We start from the raw sequence: 21,193 nt of genomic DNA on the forward strand, positions 1-21,193 counted from the left end.
TCACATCCTCTCCAGTCGCGGATCGAAATAGTCGCGCAGGAAATCGCCGAACAGGTTGATGCCGACAGACGAGATCAGCACGGCTATGCCGGGTGCAATCACGATCCAAGGCTGCTCGTAGAGGAAGTCGCGGCCTTCCGAGATCATGACGCCCCAGGATGCGGTGGGCGGTTGCACGCCGAGGCCGAGGAACGACAGGGCTGCCTCGGAGATGATGACCAAAGCGATGTCGAGCGTGGCCACCACCAGCACCGCCGGCAGCACGTTGGGCAGGACGTGGGTGAAGATGATGCGGAGCTGCGACACGCCCATGGTGGTGGCCGCGTCGACATAATCAAGGGTGCGGATGCGCATGGTTTCGCTGCGGACGATGCGGGCGAAGTTGATCCACAGGGCGAAGGCCAGGGCCATGACCAGCGTGGCAAAGCCGGGGCCGAGCACCGCCATGAAGATCAGCGCGAGCAACAGGAACGGGAACGCGAGCTGGAAGTCGACCAGCCGCATGATGATGGTGTCGATCAGTCCGCCGAAATAGCCGGCCAGCGCGCCGAGGAGCGATCCGACGACCAGTGCGATCGACACGACGATCAGCGCGACCTGAACGGAGACGCGCGCGCCCATGACAGTCCGGCTGAAGATGTCGCGGCCCATATTGTCGCCGCCGAAGAGGTTGGTCAGGCTGCCGCCGTCCTGCCAGGCCGTCGGCACATAGCGCCATTCGATGACCTGCTGGGCATGGTCATGCGGGGCAATAACGGGGGCAAAGATGGCGCAGAACACGATGATGCCGATCAGTGCCAGTCCGGTCGTTCCCTTGACGCTGCGGCCGAGGCTGCGGAGGAAACGGCGCTCGCCCTTGGCGGCAGGTATGACAGCGGCCTCACTCATCACGCACCCTCGGATCGATGAAGCGGTAAAGGATGTCGACGATCAGGTTGAGCGAGATGAACAGGATCGCCGAGATCAGCACCACTGCCTGGATGATCGGATAGTCGCGCACGTGGATGGAATCGACCGCGAGGCGGCCGATGCCCGGCCAGGCGAACACGGTTTCGATGACCACGGTTCCCGACAGCAAGGCACCCATCTGGAGGCCGGCAAGCGTGACGATCGGCAGCAGCGCATTGCGCAAGGCATGGCGCAGGATGATGGTTCGCCTCGGCACACCCTTGGCCGTGGCGAAGGTGATGTAGTCCTGCTGCAGCACTTCGAGCATGGCCGAGCGGATCAGCCGCGCATTGACGGCGACCAGCACGAAGGCGAGCGAGATCGACGGCAAGATAAAGTAGCGGAAGGCGTTCCAGAAGATCGAGGCATCGCGCTCGACCACGGCGCGCCCGAGGGCGGCAAGTGCCGAGCCGCGATAGCCCGATGCGGGCAGCCAGCGCAGCTCGATCGAGAACCACAGGATCATCAGCACCGCCAGCAGGAAGCCGGGCATCGACACGCCGAGCACGGCAATGAAGGTGCCGGTGTAGTCGAGCCAGCTGTCGCGCTTCAGCGCCGTGGCGATGCCCAATGGGAGGGCAATCGCGAAGGCGACGAGCAAGGTCCAGAAGGCCAGTTCGGCCGTCGCCGGCAGACGCTCGGCGATCAGCGTGCTGACCGGCACGCCCTGGCGGATCGACATGCCGAGGTCGCCCTGGATGGCATGGCCGAGATAGGTGACGAACTGCTCCGGCACCGAACGCGTCAGCCCCATCTTCTCGCGCAGGCCGTCCATGTCCTGGACACTCATGCCGGGATTGCCCGCCGCAATCACGTCGACGGGGTCGCCGGGCACGAGCTTGACCAGCGAGGCCACCACAAGGATGACCCCGAGCAGGATGACGCAGGCATAGAGCAGCCTGGAGACGATCAGCCTCAGCATTCTGTGGCGCGGACTATGACGACATGCCGAGCAGGTCGATGCGCAGCTCGCCGCCGGCATTGATCTGCCCGTCAACAACGTCCTTGGAGACGACCGCGAAGTTGAGCGGCTCGAACAGCGGCTTCCAGTAGGCTTCGGTCACCACCTTGGCCTGGATCTTGTCGAGCAGTGCCTGCCGCGCCGCCGGATCCGAGGTGACGCGCTGCTCGGCGATCATGCCGTCTAGCTCCGGGTTCTCGTGGAAGGCGCGGTTCAGCGCGCCCTTGGTGTGGAGCACCGGATAGAGGATGTCGGCGTCGGTGTAGGAATAGGTGCTGATCACCATGTCCTGCCCGCCCTTGGCGGTGAGTGCCGCCCATTGTGCGATCGGCAGCGTCTCGATGGCGATCTCGACGCCGATCTCGCGCAGTTGTGCCTGCACGACTTCGGCGGTACGGCGGATGACCGGTGTGTCATTGGCGACCAGCGTGGCCTTCAGGCCGCTGCCGACACCGGCCTCGGCCAGCAGGGCCTTGGCCTTTTCGGGATCGTAGCCGTAGCTGAGTTCGGCAGTCTTGGCGGAATAGCCGGGAATGGCGCTGGCCACCGGTGACGTTGCCGGCACGGCAAGGCCGTCGAGCGCAAATGCGATCAGGCGCTTCTGGTCGATGGCATGGGCAAAGGCCTGACGTACCTTGGGATTGTCGAAGGGTGCATGCTTCTGGTTGAAGACGAGCGCGCGCATCATCTGGGCAGGACGTTCGAGCAGCACCGCATCCGGGTTACCGCGCAGGCGACGGACGCTGTCCAGAGGAACGGACGAGCCGCCATAGATGGCATTGATCTCGCCGGTTTCAAACGCGGCGAGGCGCGTCGAATCCTCGGGGTAATGGAAGAACTCGACAGCATCGATGCGCGCCGGCGTGGTTGCCTTGTAATCATTGTAACGCTCCAGCCGCATGCCGCGATCGGTTGACCACGAGACGAAGCGGAAGGGGCCTGCGCCAACAGGATTGCGGCCGTACTGGTCGCCGGACGCTTCGACCGCCTTGCGCGAGACAGGCGCGGAATAGCCCAGCGTGAGCCCGACCCAGACCGGCACGAACGGTTCCTTGAAATGATAGGCAACGGTGAGCGGATCGACGGCCTCGGCGCTTTCGAGCGGTCCGAGGAAGAAGGCGCTCGGGGAGGCGGCTTCCGGCGCGAGGTGACGCGCAACCGTCCAGGCCACTGCCTCGGCATCGCATGGCGTGCCGTCATGGAAGGTGATGCCGGGTTTCAGCTTGAAGGTCAGCGTCTTGTTGTCGTTGGAGAATTCCCAGCTTTCGGCGAGGCCAGGCACGACTTCGCCCTCAAGGCTCATGCGCGCCAGCGGCTCGTAGATCAGGTCCATCGTGGTCGACGAGACCGACAGCGTGGTCTTGTGCGGATCGAGCGTATCGGGCTCTTCGGAACGGCCGACGCGCAGCGTGCCGCCGGTCTGCTGCGCCAAAGCATCGCCGGGCAGGCCAATGGCGGTCGCGGCGGCAAAGGCCGCGGCACCCGCCAGGAAGCTGCGCCGCGACAGGGTCGCCTGGCGCAGGTAGTCGCGCGCCAATGCGTCGAATTCCTTGGGAGAAAGGCTCTTCAGAGACATGGTGGACCTCGCCGTGATGATTATTGGTCAGGCGCGCGTGAAGCGCAGTTTCTTGATCCGGTCCGAGTTCATTTCGAACCCGTCGGCAGTTACGCTCAGCGTTGCGTTCCAGGGCAGGCCCGGGCGCATGTCGGTGCCGGGCTGGAGCAGGAACCAGAGATCGCTGTCGGCCGCGACGATGGGGGCTGACATCGCGCCCAGACCCGAGCGCAGGCGGAATTCGCCCTGCTGGGCATCGCCTGAAATCTCGACCTCAAGGTCCTGGGCCTTGTTGGTGTAGTGCCCGGCCAGCGGGCGGGCGGCGGTGGCGTTTGCCGGAAGCGGTGTATAAAGGCGCGGCGTGCCGCAGAACATGCCGTCGACCTTGCCGTCGGCGCGCGGGCTCAGCACCAGATCGGTGATGGCGCGTTCGGGTTTGGCGCCGCCTTCATGACCGAAGTCGAAACCGCCGACACCGCCGGAGTTGAGGAAGGTCGGCACGCCGTCCTTGGCGACGATCTCGAAGACGTCGGGGCCGCCTTCCTGGCGATAGCGACCGGGAGCAAGTGCGATGGGTGCAGGCGACTTGTCGCCGAAATAGATGTCGGCGATGCGCCGGCCAAGCGCGAAGGAGGCGACCTGGTCGTTGTTGGCGATGATGACGACGCCGAAGCCATCATCGACGAAGCGGGTCGATTCCGATTTGCCGCCGGCGACCGTGCCGCCATGGCCAATTGCACGGCGTCCGCGATAGACGTCGGTGACAAGGCCGAGGCCATAGAAGCCGGTGGCGCCATTGTCGAAGACGCAAGGCGTGGCCATGCGTTCGTACATCTCGATAGTGCCGACCTTGGGATCGAACAGGTTCTGCTGCCAGACGATCATGTCATCGAGGGTCGAGATCATGCCGCCCTCGCCACCGAGATCGAGGCCCCAGTTGAGGTTGGCCCAGCCTTCCGTACGCTTGGTGTAATGCGCTGCAAGCCGCTTCATCGCCGCGCCGTCGCGGATCAGAAGCGATGTGTCGTCCATGCCGAGCGGACCGGTGATGCGCTTGCGCAGCACCTCGTTGAAGGTGGCGCCCTCGATCTGCTCGATGATCTCCGACAGCATGAAGAAGCCGGCATTGCAGTAGGTCATGGCGCTGCCGGGCTTGAAATTCAGCGCGTCCTGGCGGGCGATAACATCACGGCCGGTCTGCCGGTCGGACGGGGTGAAGATCGACATGCCGGCGAAGATCATGGCTTCGAGATGGTCGCGGAAGCCCGACGTGTTCGACGCGAGATGCGCCAGCGTGACCGGCCGCTCGAGCCGCGGCACGTAAGGCAGGTGCTTCTGCACTTCATCCGACAGGCTGAGCTTGCCCTCGGCTTCCAGCATCAGGATCAGCAGGACGGTGAACTGCTTGGTCTGCGAGCCGATGCGGATGATGGTCTTTCGTCCCATCGGTACATCGTTGTTGATGTTGGCGAGACCATAGGCATTGGCGAAGATCTCGCGGCCGTTCTCGGTGACCGCAACGACTGCGCCTGGCATCTCAGGGCCGGTGAACTCGCTGAACAATGCGTCGATGCGCTTGGCAAAATCGGCGGGTGCCCTGGTCATGGTCGTCATTCCTCGGTGATGATGCTGGTGGAGGCGCTTCCCGCCCGGCGGTTGGCAAGGTCGGTGGCGGAAAACAGGCAGAGGACCGCGCCGAATATGCGCGCCGGAAGGTGCCTGTGGTGTTCGCTGTGCATGAATTTGCCTCCCGGCCGGCGCAGCGCGCACGACATCCCTCGGCGCAGGAGCAACCCCACGCTTCCTCTCGATTTCCAGTTCCCGGTTTCTTGTTGCCTAATCGGTAAGTCGTATTTTTCTATACGTCAATAATTTTCGTAAACGCTAAATCCTGCAGTGATCAGGAAAGTGCTTCCAACGCCGGTAGCTCAGGTCTGGCCGGAGCGGGCGTCGACAGGGAGAGTGACGGCTTCGCCGTCGGCACGGCGCAGGGTAAATCGATCGAAATTGGCGATCGTGGCGCAGGAGTGGTTGGGAAAGATGCGGACCCGGCTGCCAAGAGGCAGCGGGCGGCCGGCGACAGATACAAAGCCGTGCTCTTCGGAAAGACGCTCGAGCGTCCAGACTTGCCCGTCGGTATTGTCGTCCACGGCCACCACCATGCCGTAGCCGGGGCCGCCCAGGCCATGAGCGCCACGATCCGAACTCATGCTCTTCGAGCCGGCATCGACAATGAAGTGATGCTCGTTGGCGGCCACGACGCGGGCAACGACCGACAGCGCCAGATCGTCTTCCGAGCAGATGCCCAGCCTGAGTGCCGTGCCATCCAGAAACACGTAGTTGCCGGGGCGGATGCATTGAGCGCCGGCCGGGAGCGGGGCGGCAAGGCAGGTCGGCGTGGCCCCGACTGATATGCAGGGGACGGCGATTCCCGTGCTTCGCAGTTGTTCGGCGAGTGCCGATAGCGAGGCCGCTTCGTCGTTGGCGATCGATGCCAACTGCGCGCGGTTGGCAGCTGCATAGGCGTGGCCGGCATGTGAAAGCAAGCCGGCAAAGTGCAGGCCTTTTGCAGCAACGATGCGCTGGCACAGCGCCACTGCCAATGGGTCGTGCGGCTTCACGCCGACGCGGCCGAGGCCGACATCGACCTTGAGGAATACGCCGATTTCGACGCCATGGCGCATGGCAGCGGCTGACAGCGCGTCAACGCCTGTTTCGCTTGCCGCGATCGTGCGCAGCTCGGTGCCATGCGCCTTTACCGCCGGCAGCAGGCGATCGAGCGAACCGGCACTGACGATCGGGTAGGCGACGATGATCGAGGGGATGCCGGCCTCGACAAATACCAGAGCCTCGCTCGGCTTGGATGCGGTGATGCCCCTCGCGCCGAGCTGGAGCTGCTGCTTGGCGATGTGTACGCTCTTGTGGGTCTTGATGTGCGGAAACAGGGCCACGTCTGCCGCATTGGCGCGGTCCTGCATGACGCGCATGTTGCGCTCGAGCCGCAACGCGTCGACTTCGACGTAGGGCGTGGGGAGGTCGGCGGGAAGGGAGCGCCTGAGTCCGTTCGTTGCAGGCTTGTCGTGAACGCGTGTTGCCGCGCCGGCCGCCGCCGGCGGCCGCGATACTTCGGAAGTGGCCATTTTCGGAATTCTCGATCTGGAGGTTGGTCTGGCGGCCCGGCCGTCAGGTCGCGGCAGCCTGTCTTGCAAAATGGGTCGAGGAAATCTGCAGCATCGGAAGCTCGACCGGGACAAAATCCGGTGCCCGCAAGGCACTCGGTATTTCGTCCGACATCGGCTGTCGCAGCTCCGGCCTCAACTTGGGATCGGCGACCGGAACCGTCGACAGGAGTTTGCGGGTGTAAGGATGCTGCGGGTTGTTGAAGACCGAGCGGCGATCGCCGATCTCGACGATTTCGCCGAGATACATTACCGCGACCCTGTGTGCGATTCGCTCGACCACGGCCATGTCGTGGCTGATGAACAGAAGCGCGATCTGCATGTCGCGCTGCAGGTCCATCAGAAGGTTGATGACCTGCGCCTGGATGGTCACATCAAGCGAAGCGACCGCCTCATCGGCAACGATGAGGCGCGGGTTGAGCGCCAGGGCACGGGCAATGCAGATGCGCTGGCGCTGGCCGCCGGAAAACGCGTGCGGATAGCGCTCCAGATGCTCCGCCGAGAGCTCGACCTTGGCAAGCAACTCGGCAGCACGGGCACGCAATGCCTCCGCCGAGCCCAGCTTGTGGACCCGCATCGGATCCATCAGCGACTGGGCGATGGTCATGCGCGGGTTGAGCGACGAAAACGGATCCTGGAAGATCATCTGCGCTTCACGCCGGAAGCGCGTCAGCACCGGTCTTGGGGCGCCAACAAGCTCGACGCCGTCGAAACGGATGGAGCCGGAGCGTGGCTTGTCGAGTTGCATGATGCTGCGGGCGACCGTCGACTTTCCGCAACCGGATTCGCCAACAAGAGCGAGCGTTTCGCCAGGAAAAATGTCGAAGGAGACATTCTCCACCGCATGGACGCGACCCGAGACATGGCCGAACAGACCTGCCTTGAGATCGAAACGCGTAACCAGATTGCGGACTTCGACGAGCGGGCGGCGGTCGCCGGCAACGCGCGAGGGGGCTGTCATTGTGCGGCCTCCACAGCCAGGGGCTCGGGCTGGTAGACGACCAGCGGAAATTTCTCCGGCGCGTCCTTGTCCTTCATGCTGCCAAGACGGGGCACCGCCGAGATGAGTGCGCGGGTGTAGGCATGCTTCGGCGCTGCAAAGATGTCGTAGACCGAACCCGTCTCAACGATCTCGCCTTTCAGCATGACGCAGACCCGGTCGGCGATTTCGGCGACCACGCCCATGTCATGGGTGATGAACAGCACCGACATGCCGATCTCCTGCTGCAAGGCGCGCACCAGATCGAGGATCTGTGCCTGGATGGTGACGTCGAGCGCTGTCGTCGGCTCGTCGAGGACCATCAGCGACGGGCGACAGGCCAGCGCCATGGCAATCATGACGCGCTGGCGCATGCCGCCGGAGAGCTGGTGAGGGTACTGGTCGAGGCGGCGTTCGGCATCGGGAACGCGCACCAGCTTGAGCGTATTGAGCGCGATCTGGCGGGCCTGATCCGGCGTCTTGTCCTGGTGGTGGGTAACAGCCTCGGCAATCTGGTCGCCGATGGTGAACACCGGATTCAAGCTCGACATAGGGTCCTGGAAGACGATCGAAATCTCGGACCCGCGAAGGGATTCGACGCGCTTTTCGGAAAGCTTGACGAGATCGGCGACGTTGCCGTCCTTGAAGCGCATCATGATCCGGCCGCCGGTGATCGATGCGCCATCATGTTCCGTCAGCCGCATGATGGTCATGGCGGTCACGGATTTGCCCGATCCCGATTCTCCGACCAGCGCCAAGGTTTCACCCCGGGCGATCGAGAACGACACCCCGCGTACCGCACGGACGCTGTTTCTTGCTCTGGCGGCGAAGCAGACCTCGAGATTCTCTACCGACAGGATCACATCTGGCGGCAATCGGTTGGCTTCGGTGGATGTCATCGGCACATATACCCGCATCTGCGATTGGTGGGTCGTGGATGCCGCCATCGAAGGCAACGGGGCCTGTTGCTGTCAATAGGCCGGCAGGTGCCGGAAAGGTCGACGGCCGCCGGGTGGGGATCTGTCGACTTTCTGAGTTCGACCTAAAAGCGAGGGAAATCAAAGCGTCAGGGCATATTGCGCGCAAACTATGCGTGTCACGCATTGCATCGTCTGTCTTCGCATATCGACTTCGGCGACGTGGCAGCTGCTTCAGGCTGCGTCAGAAGCCGGCTCCAGGCTGTTCCGATACTGGGGAAGCTCGGCGCATTGCTTGAGATGCTGCCACAGCGCCTCGCCATCATGGCTGCCGGACCCGGTGCGCCTGAATATCCTGACCTCCATTTCGAGCGACATCTGAGGGCCGCCGATCTGGATAAGCTGCCCTTGCTTGATGGCTTCGCCGGCGCAAATCTGGGGTAGCCAGGCCACGCCGCGGCCGGCCACCGCCATGTGCTTCAGCCCATCCGCCAGGCCCGACTGATAGACGGTGCTGAGGTTGAGCGGCCGGCGCCAGCGCGACTGGATCAGCGACGTCAGCTTGCCGATGTAACCGTCACTCCAGGAGTAGGCGAGATAGGGAATTTCGGCGCTTTCGGGCACGTCGATGTCATAGAGCGCACGGCCGCTTTCGTCTGTTCCTGAAACCAGCATCAGCCGGTCCTTGCCGATGAGCAGGGACTCGAAAGGCCCATTTTCAAGCACTGGCGGCCCATCGGGGTGGTCATAGGTGATGGCGAAATCGCATTGGCCCGAGCACAGGTGGTCGACGCATTCGAGGAAGTCGGCAGCATGCATGCTCGTGCGAAGCGGCATGCGCGAGATCAGCGGCGAACTGATCCAGCGCGGGAAAAAATACATCGCCAGCGTGTGCAGCGACGTGAAGGTCAGCAATTGCGAGCTGGCGCCGGCAACGTTGCGGCAGTCGGTGCGCAGGCGGTAGGCATCACGGACCAGCCGTTGGCAGCCTTGCAGGAACATGTTGCCTGCCCTGGTCAGCTGCACGGGATAGGTGCTGCGATCGATGAGGTCAGTGCCGATCCAGTTCTCCAGAGACTTGATGCGGCGACTGAAGGCCGGCTGGGAAATGTTTCGTGCGGCAGCGGCGGTAGAGAAGTTCCGCGTAGCAGCGATTTCCAGGAAATCTTCGAGCCATTGCAGCTCCATGCCTCACCTCATGCGTCTTTTGCATAACCGATCCTATCTACACATTGGACAGGACGGCAAGCGCTCTTCTAGCCTTCCCGTAACGAGAAGAAGAAAACTTCCTCCGCCACCAGAAGGGAACGATGATGAAACTAGCCTTAGCGTTGGCTATGGGCCTGGGGCTTGCCATGACGGCTGCACCTGTTATGGCCGAGACCAAGAATCCCGGAACATTCGTCTTCATGTGGACCGACGACATCCAGTCGTTCGATCCAGCCTACATCGCCAACACGCCGAGCTCCTATGGCTCGCTGAACATCTACAGCCGGCTCCTGAACTTCAATGGTTCGAAGATTTCCGAATTCGTGCCGTCGCTGTCGACCGAGGTGCCGTCTCTGGAAAACGGCCTGATCAAGCAAGGCGACGACGGCTCGGTGAGCTACACCTTTCCGATCCGCAAGGGCGTCTTTGCCCACAAGGTCGGCGTCAAGGGCGCCGACGGCAAGATCACCTGGGAATATTACGACAAGCTGACCGACGCTCAGAAAGCGGCCATCGAGCCGGGTTATGGGCAGATCACGCCTGATGACGTGCGCTACTCGCTGCTGCGCGCCATCCTGCAAGGCCAGTCTTGGATGTCGAACGCGATCACCGAGGTGATCACCGCCGGCAAATACACTGACATAGCCAAGTGGGTCGAGACGGAAGGCAAGGTCAAATCCGTCAACGACGCCTCGCCCGAGACGCTGCGCGCCGTCTATGACCAGCTTGCGTCGCAGATCGTCGTCGACGGCGACAATGTCACGCTCAAGCTGCCCAAGTCGTTCCCGGCAACGCTCGGCGTCATCGCCCTGCCTTTCGGCACCTCGATCGTCGACAAGGAGTGGGTCGCTTCGGTTGGCGGCTGGGACGGTTCCGGCGACACCTGGAAGGCTCACTATCGTCCGGAACTCGGCGCAAACCCGCTGTTCGCCGAGGAAAACGGCACCGGTCCATTCATGCTCGAGGAGTGGGATCGCACCGACCGCCGCATCACGTTGAAGCGCTTCGACAACTACTTCATGGGCCCAGCCAAGCTCGAGCGCGTCGTCATGCGCACCGTGCCTGAGTGGACGACGCGGCGCCTGCAGCTCCTGTCAGGTGATGCCGACTTCGTTGCGGCGCCGGTCGAGTTTATCGACGAGCTGAGCAAGACCGAAGGCGTCAAGGTCATCGACGGGCTGCAGAAAGTGTTCTCGCGCGGCATCTTCTTTGCCTGGCCGCTCGACGACAACGACAACCCGGCCATCGGCAGCGGCAAGCTGGACGGCAAGGGCATCCCACCGGACTTCTTCGCCGACATCGACGTCCGCAAGGGCTTCAACTACGCGCAGAACTACGACGCCCTGATCAATCAGGTGCTGCTCGGCAAGACCGTGCAGTCGCGTGGTCCGACGGTGCGCGGCATCATGGGCTATCGCGCGGATTCGCCTGTCTACAGCTACGACCCCGCCAAGGCCGAGGAACATTTCAAGAAGGCGTTCGACGGCAAGCTCTGGGACGTGGGCTTCACCTTCACCGCCTACGTGACCGAGGGTAACCCGCAGCTGACGGCAGCGCTGTCAGCGCTGCAGATGGGCCTGTCGCGTATCAATCCGAAGTTCAAGATGCAGATCCAGGCGCTGCCATGGGCGTCCGTTTCCGACAAGCTCAACAATCGCGAGAAGCCGGCAGCACCGCTGACGGTGATGGGCTGGGGCCCTGATTATTCCGATCCGGGCGGCCCGCTGGGCGCGGCATCCTACTACCTCTCGCCCACCGGTCTGGTCGGCGGCATGGTCGGCCAGGGCTATCGCGACCTGATGGCGGAGAAGTTCAAGCCGTTGCTGGATGAGGCCTGGGCCTCGAACGATCCTGCCGTGCGCGAGCCTATCTACGCCAAGCTCCAGGAGATGTCGTACGACTACGCCACCACCCAGTTCCTCTGGGAGGACTTCGGCTTCGTCGTCACGCGCAGCAATATCGACGGCTATGTCGACAACATGATCCTCTACGGCGCCTGGGACTTCTACCCGGTGACCAAGGCCAACAACTGATTGGCAGGGCATGCCGGGCGGCTGCGGTCGCCCGGCATGCCGCTGTTACATCCCCTGAAATCGGAACGTGTGGCCCGTGCTGAACTACGCACTCAGACGACTGATGATGTTGCCCGTCGTCCTGTTCGCTCTGTCGCTGATGATCTTTGCGCTGCAGATGTCGCTTTCGCCGACGCAGCGCCTGGCGGCTTATGCGCCGTCACCTGACTACCTCAAGGGCGGTCAGGAGAGCATCCGCAGAATGATCGAGCAGTACGGGCTCAACGATCCCTTCTACGTCCAGTATGCCCGATGGATCGGCGGTGTGCTGAGCGGCAATCTCGGCTGGTCGGAAACGGCACGCCAGCCGGTCTCGACCGCGCTGACGTCGTTGTTTCCAGCGACGCTGGAGCTGGTCGTGCTGGCGTTCATTCCATGCCTGCTGCTCGCCGTGTTCCTCGGCTCGCGAGCCGGCATCTATCTCAACCGCTGGCCCGATCACATCATCCGCATCTTCACCATCCTCGGCTGGTCGTTCCCGGTTTACGTCTTCGGCCTGTTGATGCTGCTGATCTTTTACTCGGCACTCGACTGGTTTCCGCCCGGCCGGCTCAGCCAGTGGGCTCAGACGATCGTAAGTTCGGACGAATTCGTGCGTTACACGGGCGCCAACACGGTCGATGCGCTCCTGAATGGCAATTGGGCGATCTTTGGTGACTCGCTTCGCCACCTCGCCGCCCCTGTCATCACGCTGACCTATGTCAACGTCGCCTCCATGACGCGGGTGATGCGCACCTCGATGCTGGAGACGCTGCGCCAGGATTATGTGCGCACGGCCCGCGCCAAGGGCCTGCCGCGTCGGGTGGTGGAGCTCAAGCATGCGCGGCGCAACGCGCTGCTGCCGGTGGCGACCATCGCCGGCATGGAGCTTGCCGTCATGATGGGTGGCGTCGTCATCACCGAAACCATCTTCGACTATGCCGGCCTCGGCCAGTTTGCTGCCAAGACGGCGGCCAATCTCGACTTCCCGGCGGTCCTTGGTTTCGGCCTCTATTTCGCGGTCGTTCTCGTGCTGATGAACCTGCTCGTCGACCTCATCTATCCGCTGCTCGATCCGAGGGTGAAGACGCAATGAAGTTTCTTCGCTACCTCGGGCGCAATCCGGTGTCGCTGCTGGGTGTCGCCATCCTCTTGGCCTTTGTGCTGATCGCCATCTTCGCACCCTTGCTGGCGCCGCCGCAGAGCTTTCAGCTTTCGCCTTACGACACGCCGCGCGCCGGCTTCCTGGCGACGCCTCAGCCGCCGTCGCGCGATGCGATTTTCGGCACCACCCAAGGCCAGTACGACATCTTCTACGGTGTCGTGTGGGGCACGCGCACGGCCTTCAAGATCGGCCTCGGCGTCGTTGCCATCTCGGTGCTGATCGGCACCGTGGTCGGTGCGGTCGCTGCCTATTATGGCGGGCTCGCTGAAGAGATCTTGATGCGCATCGTCGACGTGTTCATGGCGGTGCCGTTCCTGATCGCGGCGATGGTGCTGACCGCACTTCTCGGCAAGGGCATCTGGCCGATCACGATTGCCCTGACGACGTTCGGCTGGATGAGTTACGCCCGCATCGTGCGCAGTGAAATCCTGCGAATACGCGAGATGGATTACATCCACGCCGCCAGGAGCTACGGCGCCAGCGATCTCAGACTGATCGTCCTGCACATCCTGCCCAACGCGATGTTCCCGGTATTGGTGCTGGCGACCATGGCCACCGGCTCTATGGTGCTGTCGGCGTCCGCACTCAGCTTCCTCGGCGTCGGCACCGAAGAGGGCTACGCCGATTGGGGCCAGTTCATCGCCTATTCGCGCAACTGGATCGTTGGCCAGCCCGGCAACCCGTTCCAGTTCTGGTACACGCTGGCTTTCCCCGGCGCTGCCGTCTTCCTGTTCGTGCTGTCCTGGAACCTTGTCGGCGATGCGCTGCGCGACATGCTCGACCCCCGCCATTCCCATTGAGATACCCCAAGGAGCATTTGCCATGCCTTCGCTCTCCGCCGCATCGATCGAGCTGTTCGAAGACCTGATCCGCTACGAGGTCGAGGACAAGGCGATCCCGTCGATCTCCTACGCGCTTGTCGACCGGGACGGTGTGCTGGCCCAAGGCCATATCCAGCGCCACGACCGTCATTTCGACATGCGCGAAGACACCTGCTTCCGCATCGGCTCGATCACCAAGACCTTCACCTCGCTGGCGCTGATGCAACTGGTGGAAAAGGGGCTGGTCGACCTTGATGTCGACGTCTCGACCTACCTGCCCGGCTTTCACCCGATCAACCCGTTTGCCGGCGCCGAGGGCGGGCCCAACGGTTCTCACATCAGCCTGCGCAAGCTGCTGACGCATACCGCCGGCCTGGTGCGTGAGCCGAAAAGCGGCCACTATCTCGACGCGACCCGCCCGCCCCTCGAGGATACGGTCAACGAACTGGCCAGCTCGACCCTCAAGCAGGATCCGAGCATTGGTATCATGCATTATTCCAATGCCGGCATTGCGGTTGCAGGCCGGGTCATCGAGGTTGTGACCGGCCAGAGCTATTCCGACTACGTCGCTGAAAGTATCCTGAAGCCGCTCGGCATGAACAACTCGTCATGCGGCATGGCGCCTGGCATCCGCGAGCGGCTTGCGCCCGCCGACATGTGGACGCTGGATGGCGACACGCCGGCGCCGGTGTTCAGCCTTGGCGGGTCGCCTGCGGGCAACATCTTCTCCACCACCGACGACATGTCGCGCTACGTCCAGTGCCTGCTGCGCGGCGGCTTCGACGCCGCGGGCAACTCGATCGTTTCGCCGGCTTCGCTGCGCGAGATGTGGACGCCGTTCGGCAAGCGGCCTGACAGTCTGGACAAGTCGATGGCCGGCTATGGCTTGTGTTTCGGGGCGGGCGAGGTCGACGGCTGGGAGTCGGTGGGCCATGGCGGCGCCGTCTATGGCTATGCCTCGCACATGCTGATCCTGCCTGGCGCAGGTATCGGCGTGCTGGTGTTCGCGACGCTCGACTTCGCCAACCAGATAGCCTCGCGGCTTGGCATTGACGGGCTGCGCATCGCGCTGTCCGAACGCAACATGGGCAAGCCGTTGCAGCGCATGCAGCGACCGCCTGTCATCGCCGACGAGCAGTTCAGGACCTTGCCCGGCTACTACCGCGACGACGCCACCAAGGAGGTCGTCGAGGTCAAGGCCAAGGACGGCAAGCTGTATCTGATGGGCGATGGCGTGCCGCTGCAGATCCGGCCAGTATCAGGCAAGGATTTCGTCATCGACGGCCGCATCTACGGCCGCGGTGCCGGCTATGCGCACATGAACCTGTCCTTCCCCGAGCCGGGCAAGCTGGCGTGGAAGGATGCCAGCTGGAGCCGCATCGAGGCGCCTGCCGACGAGGCGGTGCCGGAGGCGATCGAGCCGCATCTCGGCGAGTACGGCCCTGACTTCAACATCACCTATCTGAGCTACAGCCATGGCGGGCTTAAATGCCTGATCGAATATTTCTGTACCCACAACTGCGAGCCGGTGGGCGAGGGGCGCTTCCGCATGCATGGCAAGCTCTACGAGGATGAAATCCTGGAGCTCGACGCTGTCGACGACCATGGCAGGCGCGGTATCCGTGTCGGCCCGATGTTCCTTGAGCGGCGTCCCTTGTCCCAGGCAGAGGCGGCCTGAGCAGCAGCATGATCGTACCCTTCAAGATGGAATCGCCAATCGGCGCCCGCATGGTCATCGGCGGGCGTGAGGTCGATTATTATTGCGGCACCTCCTATTTCTGCCTGCACGGCCACCCCGAGGTAATCGAGGCGGCCTGCGCCGCCACCAGACAATACGGCATGGGGCCGGGCACACTGGCGCACATGCAGGTCTATGCTGACCTGGAGGACCGATTGCGCCAGTGGTTCGGCACCGACGAGGTCGTCTACATGATCTCCGGCTACACCAGTCCGATGGTGCTGCTGCAGGGCCTGCGCGAGGATTTTGACCTCATCTTCATCGACGCCGCCACGCATTACAGCACGCGTGACGCGATCCCGACGCTGGGCAAGCCGGTGCATGAGTTCCGTCATGGCGATGCCAATGACCTGGCAGAACAGCTGGCCCTGCATGTTGGCGCCGGGCAGCGGCCGGCGGTGCTGACCGATGGGGTGTTTCCATCCTCCGGCCGGTTGGCACCGCTCAACGACTTCAGGCAGGCGATGGCGCCCTATGACGGCGGGCTCCTGTGCATCGACGATTCCCATGGCGTCGGCGTGCTCGGCGAGAGCGGACGCGGTTCGCTGCAGCATTTCGGGCTCGAAGGCGATGGCAACTTCCTCGCCGGCACGATGAGCAAGGCGTTCGGTGCGCTTGGCGGGGTCGTTCCCGGCGACGCCGCATTGGCCGAGAAGATCAAGCGCAACGCGATGATCATGCGCGGCGCCTCGCCGGCCCCGCCCGGCCTTGCTGCTGCCGCAGCCGCCTCGTTGCGGATCCTGCAGACGACGGACAGGCGCGCCAGGCTGGCCCGCAATGTGAGCCAGATGCGCAACGGCCTGCGTGACCTCGGCTTCGAGGTCGCCGACACGCCGGTGCCGATCGTCACCGTCAAGGGCGTCACTGACCTTGAGCTTCTGCGCGACCGTCTCGCCGAACGCGACATCATCGTCAGGGTCCAGCAGCCGGGTGGCTATTCCGACGCATCTGACGTGCCCAGCATGCGGCTGGCGGTGTTTTCCGAGCATTCTCCCGACCAGATCGACCGTTTGCTGCGGTCGATGGCCGAGCTACTCTAACCGAGGATTACGATCATGAAGGTGTTCATCAGTGCCGACATCGAAGGCACCGCCGGTATCACCATGTGGGACGAAGCCCGGAAGGGGCACGCGGCCTATGAAGAATTCCGCGAATACATGACCGACGAGCTGGTGGCGGCCTGCGAAGGCGCCAAGGCGGCCGGCGCCAAGGAAGTGCTGGTCAAGGACGCGCATTCCACCGGGCGCAACCTGATCCTGTCGAAGCTGCCGGACTATGTCACCATCGTGCGCGACTGGAGCGGCCACCCCGACATGATGATGTTCGGCATCGACAAAAGCTACTCGGCCGCCCTCTATACCGGCTACCACAACAAGGCCGGCACCGACACCAACCCGCTGGCGCATACGCTGACGGGCACGGTGTCGCGCCTTTTGATCAATGGCGAGGTGGCGTCCGAATACACGCTCAATGCGCTGTGCGCGGCGCGCTACGGCGTCCCGTCGGTGTTTCTGTCAGGCGACGCCGGCATGTGCGCGGAGGCCAAGCTTCTGGTGCCGCGCATTGGCACTGTGGCGACCAGCGAGGGCTTTGGCCCGGCCACCAAATCGCTGACGCCGAAAGCTGCGGTTGCCGCCATCCGCGCCGGCGTCGAGGAAGCGCTGTCACGCGACCTTAAGGCCTGCATGCCGAAACTGGCCGACAGCTTCGAGCTGGTCGTCGAATACACCAACCCGCACGAGGCCTACCGCGCGAGCTGGTATCCCGGCGTCGAGCATGTAGCGGCGCGCACGCTGCGCTTCCGCGCCAACGACTTCTTCGAAATCCAGCGCGCCATTCGCTTTATCGTGTAGGAAGCTTGTTCAGGCCGCCCGGTTCGATCTCCCGGGCGGCCTGCCACCTCTCTGAATGGCCCGATTAATGGGGCGATCCGACCGCATTTTGTGACTTCGTCACAAGGGTCGCAGCAGGCGTTCTCGCGCCGACCTCGTTGTTGCAGTCGCGACTTCAGGACTCGAGCCAGACCTTCTCGAGCTGGATCTGGAGAAGCGGATGGGCGTGATGATCTTTGACCTTTGGAACAAAGTGGGCAAAGACCTTGCGCCAGTATGGCTGGATGATGACACCCGACCCCTGCAGGATCTTCTCGATGTCCTCCATGGCGCTGCGGCGTTTCTCGACGTCGGCGATCGAGAGCGCCTCGTTGAGCTTCATATCGAACTCGTCGCTGGCAAATCCGGTTTCGTTCCAGGCTTCGCCGCTCCGATAGGCGAGTGCTAATATCTGGACACCCAGCGGACGCATCGTCCAGCCGGTCAGCGAAAACGGATACTTCGTCCAGTCGTTCCAGAACGTGGAGCTAGGCAGCACGGTACGCTTGACCTTGAAGCCCGCTTCCCGCAGTTGACCCGCGATCGCGTCGGCCGTCCCTCGGTGCCAGTCGTCGTCGCTGCTGATCAGTTCATGTTCAAAATCCATCATGCCGGCTTCCTTCATGAGGGCCGCCGCCTTTTCGAGATTCCGTTCGAGCTTCGGCAATGGGAAGTACTCGGGGTGGATTGGGCAGACATGGTGGTTTTCAGCGACATTTCCGCGGCCGCTGTAGCCAAGTTCGAGGACCGCAGCGTTGTCGACGGCAAGTTGCATGGCGTTGCGCACGCGCTGATCGTCGTACGGTTTGTTTGTCACATTGAACCTGGCAACTGCGGTTGCCGCGGTCTGCGCTTCGCTGCGTGCGAGCCCCATCGAATCCAGCACCTGAATCTGATCGCCGGTGGTTTCGAAATTGGCGTCGACTTCGCCTGCCTCGAATGCACTGGCGAGTGCATTGGGATCAGTGCCATAGTCAATGAACTCGACGCCATCGAGGTAGGTTTCGCCGCCCCACCAGCCGTCCCGGCGTTTGTAGACGGCGCGCACGGATGTATCAAAGGAAACGAGCTCGAACGGCCCGGTCCCGATAGGATGCTGTACCAGATCGGAACCTGTTTCCTCGTAACTCCGGTGGACGATGAGTGCGGGGAAATCGGCGAAATTTGCAATCAGCGAGATGTCCGATTTCGACAATGACAGCTTGACCGTATGATCGTCGAGCTTCGCGATGGCGCCGTCACGCGCCTTGCCGGTTGCAGGGTCGACCAGTGCGGCCATGCGGCCGGCCATGGAGTTGCCCGGCGTTTTCTTGTCGCACCAGCGGTTGATGTTGAACATCGCATCGTTAGCCGTGAAATCATCTCCGTTGTTCCATTTCACGCCCTTGCGCAGATGCAGAACGTACTCGGTTGCATCGTCGTTGACGTCCCAGCTCTCAAGAAGCATGGGCTCGAACGTGTAGTTGGCGGTATATTTGACGAAGGGCTCGAGAAATCGCCTGCCAAGATTGCCCATCTCGCCCCAGTCGAACGTACGCGGGTCCTTCAGTTCCTTGACGGGCATCGCAATCCGGAGCACGCCGCCTTTTTGCGGTGTCGCCGCCAGCGCGGTGACGGGCATCGCCACGCCCGCAAGTGCATAGGCGGTTGCGGCGCTCAGCCCCATCGTGCTTGCGATGGTCAGAAACTCACGTCGGTCCATTCGGCCAGCCTTGGCCATTCGCGCCATCTGCACGACCGCCGCAGGTATCGGCTTTTCATCGCGATTGCGGTTGCTCATTAACATGCTACTCCCGAGGAATGTCGGCACCAGGAAATCGTGGTGGCTGGCGACAGTGGTGGCTATTGATTGGGCTGCTTGAACCGAAAGCTGCGGTTTGCTTCAGAACGATGCCTTGACGCTTCCATATGGACCAAAATCCGCCTCGATCTGATCACCGCTGGCTATGGCTACCGCTCTTGCGAAGGCTCCGGACATGACGATGTCGCCTTTGCGAAGGCACTCTCCGGCCTCGACAAGCGCGTTTGCCAGCCACGCGACACAGGCGGCCGGATGGCCCATGCCGATTGCTGAAACACCTGTTTCTTCCACGATGCCGTTGCGCGACAGGGTGGCGCCGACCCAACTGATGTCGACTTTCTCTGGCCGGAAGCGCCGTTCAGAAAGAACGACGGCGGCGAAGGCCGAATTGTCGGCAACCGTGTCAGCGACAATTCGCGGCGGAGCCATTCGATGATCGACAAGCTCCAGGGCCGGGACGACGTAATCGGTAGCCTGCAACACCTCATCGATCGTTGCGCCTGGCCGATCGAGGTCACGCCCGATGATGAAGGCAAGTTCCATTTCGATGTGCGGCTTCACCAACCGCGCGGCTGGAATCCTTGCACCGCTGTCGAAGACGAAATTGCCGAAGATCCTTCCTCGGATCGGCTCGGTCAGACCGCACGCGATCTGGGTTGAGCGCCAAGTCAAACCGATCTTGTGGCCAGCGAAACGAAGCCCCTGCTTCAGGCGCATGCCGTTCAGCAGGTTCTGGATGCCATATGCTTCATCGAGTGTGAGATTTGGACGTTCGCCGCTGAGCGGCGGCATGCTTTTGGCATTGCGTTCAGCATTCAGGATTGCTTCTGCCGCCTTGTGCATATCGAGGCGTTGCAAGGGTACGGGTGTTTCAAGCATCGAAATGTCCAGCTATTTCAACAACGACTTTGCCGAGCGCCCGGCCACTTTCAAGATGGCGAAAGGCATCGGGCAGCCTGTCCAGAGGAAAGCGTTCGGGATCGATCAGGGGGCGAACCTTCCCGTCTTCGACGAGGGTCGCCAGTTGACGGAGGATCCGGCCATGCTCCTTCCTGCCAATGCCCGAAAGCATGGGGATAAGCATGAACACGACGTGCAGAGACAACGCCTTGGCATGCATCGGCGACAGGTCGTGGGTGCTTCGCGCAGCGGTCGCAACGACGCGTCCCTGCGGCGCGGCCGCCTGCAACGAATGGTCCAGGTTGGCGCCGCCAACCGTATCGACGACGACATCGAAGCCATGTCCCCCTGTCAGCCTGTCGACGTACTCCTGCACCGTTTCGCGTGGATAGAGGATCGTGTCATCCGCCCCCAGTTCACGAACAAGTGCTGCCTTTTCGGCTGACGAGACGGTCGCTGTCACGCGCGCGCCGCGTGCTTTTGCCAGCTGGATGGCGATATGGCCAACTCCGCCGCTGCCACCATGAACCAGGACATGGTCGGATGCGGAAATGGCTGCGCGCGTCATGCAGTTCCATGCGGTGATCGACACCAGGGGCAGTGCCGCGGCCTCCGTCATCGAGAGGTTTCCAGGCTTTGGTGCAAGCAGGCGGGCATCGGCGGCAATGTATTCGGCGAACGTCCCGCCAAGGTCCTTCACACCACCTGCGCAGCCATAGACCTCGTCTCCCGGCACCAGACCGGCCACGCCTTCGCCAACGGCTTGCACGGTTCCTGCCAGATCGGCGCCCAGCACGGCAGGCAGAGCAGGTCCGATGGGCAGACCGTTTCGGATGCGGACATCGACCGGGTTGATCGAGGCGGCCTCCACGCGCACCAGCACCTCTCCCGAGCCAGGCCGAGGTGCCTCAAGCTTGCCAAGGCTGAAGTTCTCCGGGCCCCCGTAAGCCCTCAAGACCATTGCACGCATCCACAATTCCCAACACGTTATCGTCTTTCGGGAGTGTGCCGTCAGCGCCGTATCAGAGGAAACGCATAAATCTAATGCTATCGATCTGGAACGCTTCTAGCTTATGGTGGCGCTTGGTGACTGACAGG

General features: G+C 62.7%; 16 protein-coding genes and 1 pseudogene. 6 read left to right on the top strand and 11 right to left on the bottom strand.

Annotated elements, in window-relative coordinates; all coding sequences use genetic code 11:
- The 8 genes and pseudogenes from NDO48_RS08215 to NDO48_RS08255 form a co-directional block, all read right to left on the bottom strand.
- Positions 1–888, bottom strand: coding sequence for an ABC transporter permease (locus NDO48_RS08215; protein ID WP_018430228.1), 888 nt, complete (start codon positions 886–888; stop codon positions 1–3).
- Positions 881–1,870, bottom strand: coding sequence for an ABC transporter permease (locus NDO48_RS08220; RefSeq protein ID WP_018430227.1), 990 nt, complete (start codon positions 1,868–1,870; stop codon positions 881–883). The genes NDO48_RS08215 and NDO48_RS08220 overlap by 8 nt, the downstream gene beginning before the upstream one ends.
- A gap of 13 nt (positions 1,871–1,883) precedes the next feature.
- Complete coding sequence (locus NDO48_RS08225) at positions 1,884–3,485, bottom strand: ABC transporter substrate-binding protein (RefSeq protein ID WP_018430226.1); 1,602 nt, start codon at positions 3,483–3,485, stop codon at positions 1,884–1,886.
- Positions 3,486–3,512: 27 nt separating this feature from the next.
- Complete coding sequence (locus NDO48_RS08230; RefSeq protein ID WP_198292876.1) at positions 3,513–5,069, bottom strand: serine hydrolase domain-containing protein; 1,557 nt, start codon at positions 5,067–5,069, stop codon at positions 3,513–3,515.
- 5 nt (positions 5,070–5,074) lie between these two features.
- Positions 5,075–5,203 (bottom strand): hypothetical protein, encoded by a 129-nt coding sequence (locus NDO48_RS08235; RefSeq protein ID WP_267321273.1) that lies wholly within the window; start codon positions 5,201–5,203, stop codon positions 5,075–5,077.
- A gap of 189 nt (positions 5,204–5,392) precedes the next feature.
- The gene (locus tag NDO48_RS08240) at positions 5,393–6,604 is read right to left on the bottom strand and encodes an alanine racemase (RefSeq protein WP_018430223.1); all 1,212 of its coding nucleotides are present in this window, start codon (positions 6,602–6,604) and stop codon (positions 5,393–5,395) included.
- 43 nt (positions 6,605–6,647) lie between these two features.
- Positions 6,648–8,521: pseudogene (locus NDO48_RS30550) on the bottom strand (ABC transporter ATP-binding protein).
- 252 nt (positions 8,522–8,773) lie between these two features.
- On the bottom strand, positions 8,774–9,727 hold the full coding sequence (locus NDO48_RS08255; protein WP_018430220.1) for a LysR family transcriptional regulator: 954 nt from the start codon (positions 9,725–9,727) through the stop codon (positions 8,774–8,776).
- 122 nt (positions 9,728–9,849) lie between these two features.
- On the opposite strand from NDO48_RS08255, the gene NDO48_RS08260 reads away from it, so the two are divergent.
- The 6 genes from NDO48_RS08260 to NDO48_RS08285 all read left to right on the top strand — a co-directional run bounded on the left by NDO48_RS08260 (position 9,850) and on the right by NDO48_RS08285 (position 17,376).
- Complete coding sequence (locus NDO48_RS08260) at positions 9,850–11,781, top strand: ABC transporter substrate-binding protein (protein WP_245262256.1); 1,932 nt, start codon at positions 9,850–9,852, stop codon at positions 11,779–11,781.
- A gap of 76 nt (positions 11,782–11,857) precedes the next feature.
- On the top strand, positions 11,858–12,895 hold the full coding sequence (locus tag NDO48_RS08265; protein WP_026227644.1) for an ABC transporter permease: 1,038 nt from the start codon (positions 11,858–11,860) through the stop codon (positions 12,893–12,895).
- Entirely contained in the window at positions 12,892–13,764 is an 873-nt protein-coding gene (locus tag NDO48_RS08270; RefSeq protein WP_018430217.1) for an ABC transporter permease, read from the top strand. The genes NDO48_RS08265 and NDO48_RS08270 overlap by 4 nt, the downstream gene beginning before the upstream one ends.
- Positions 13,765–13,786: 22 nt before the next feature.
- A complete protein-coding gene (locus NDO48_RS08275) occupies positions 13,787–15,463 on the top strand; it encodes a serine hydrolase domain-containing protein (RefSeq protein WP_267321274.1) in 1,677 nt (558 codons plus the stop codon).
- 8 nt (positions 15,464–15,471) lie between these two features.
- Positions 15,472–16,563: an aminotransferase class I/II-fold pyridoxal phosphate-dependent enzyme gene (locus tag NDO48_RS08280; RefSeq protein ID WP_267321275.1), complete on the top strand. Its 1,092-nt coding sequence runs from the start codon at positions 15,472–15,474 to the stop codon at positions 16,561–16,563.
- A gap of 15 nt (positions 16,564–16,578) precedes the next feature.
- The gene (locus tag NDO48_RS08285) at positions 16,579–17,376 is read left to right on the top strand and encodes a M55 family metallopeptidase (RefSeq protein WP_267321276.1); all 798 of its coding nucleotides are present in this window, start codon (positions 16,579–16,581) and stop codon (positions 17,374–17,376) included.
- A 154-nt stretch (positions 17,377–17,530) separates the two neighbouring features.
- Here NDO48_RS08285 and NDO48_RS08290 read toward each other — a convergent pair whose 3' ends face one another.
- From NDO48_RS08290 to NDO48_RS08300, 3 genes are all read right to left on the bottom strand, one after another.
- Entirely contained in the window at positions 17,531–19,174 is a 1,644-nt protein-coding gene (locus NDO48_RS08290; RefSeq protein WP_267321277.1) for an ABC transporter substrate-binding protein, read from the bottom strand.
- A 102-nt stretch (positions 19,175–19,276) separates the two neighbouring features.
- Positions 19,277–20,074: a 2-keto-4-pentenoate hydratase gene (locus tag NDO48_RS08295; protein ID WP_267321278.1), complete on the bottom strand. Its 798-nt coding sequence runs from the start codon at positions 20,072–20,074 to the stop codon at positions 19,277–19,279.
- A complete protein-coding gene (locus tag NDO48_RS08300; RefSeq protein WP_323848095.1) occupies positions 20,067–21,065 on the bottom strand; it encodes a zinc-dependent alcohol dehydrogenase family protein in 999 nt (332 codons plus the stop codon). The genes NDO48_RS08295 and NDO48_RS08300 overlap by 8 nt, the downstream gene beginning before the upstream one ends.
- Between the last annotated feature and the right edge of the window lie 128 nt (positions 21,066–21,193).

Origin of the sequence: Aminobacter sp. MET-1, from assembly GCF_026521175.1 — a bacterium.
In the GTDB taxonomy this organism is placed as follows: domain Bacteria; phylum Pseudomonadota; class Alphaproteobacteria; order Rhizobiales; family Rhizobiaceae; genus Aminobacter.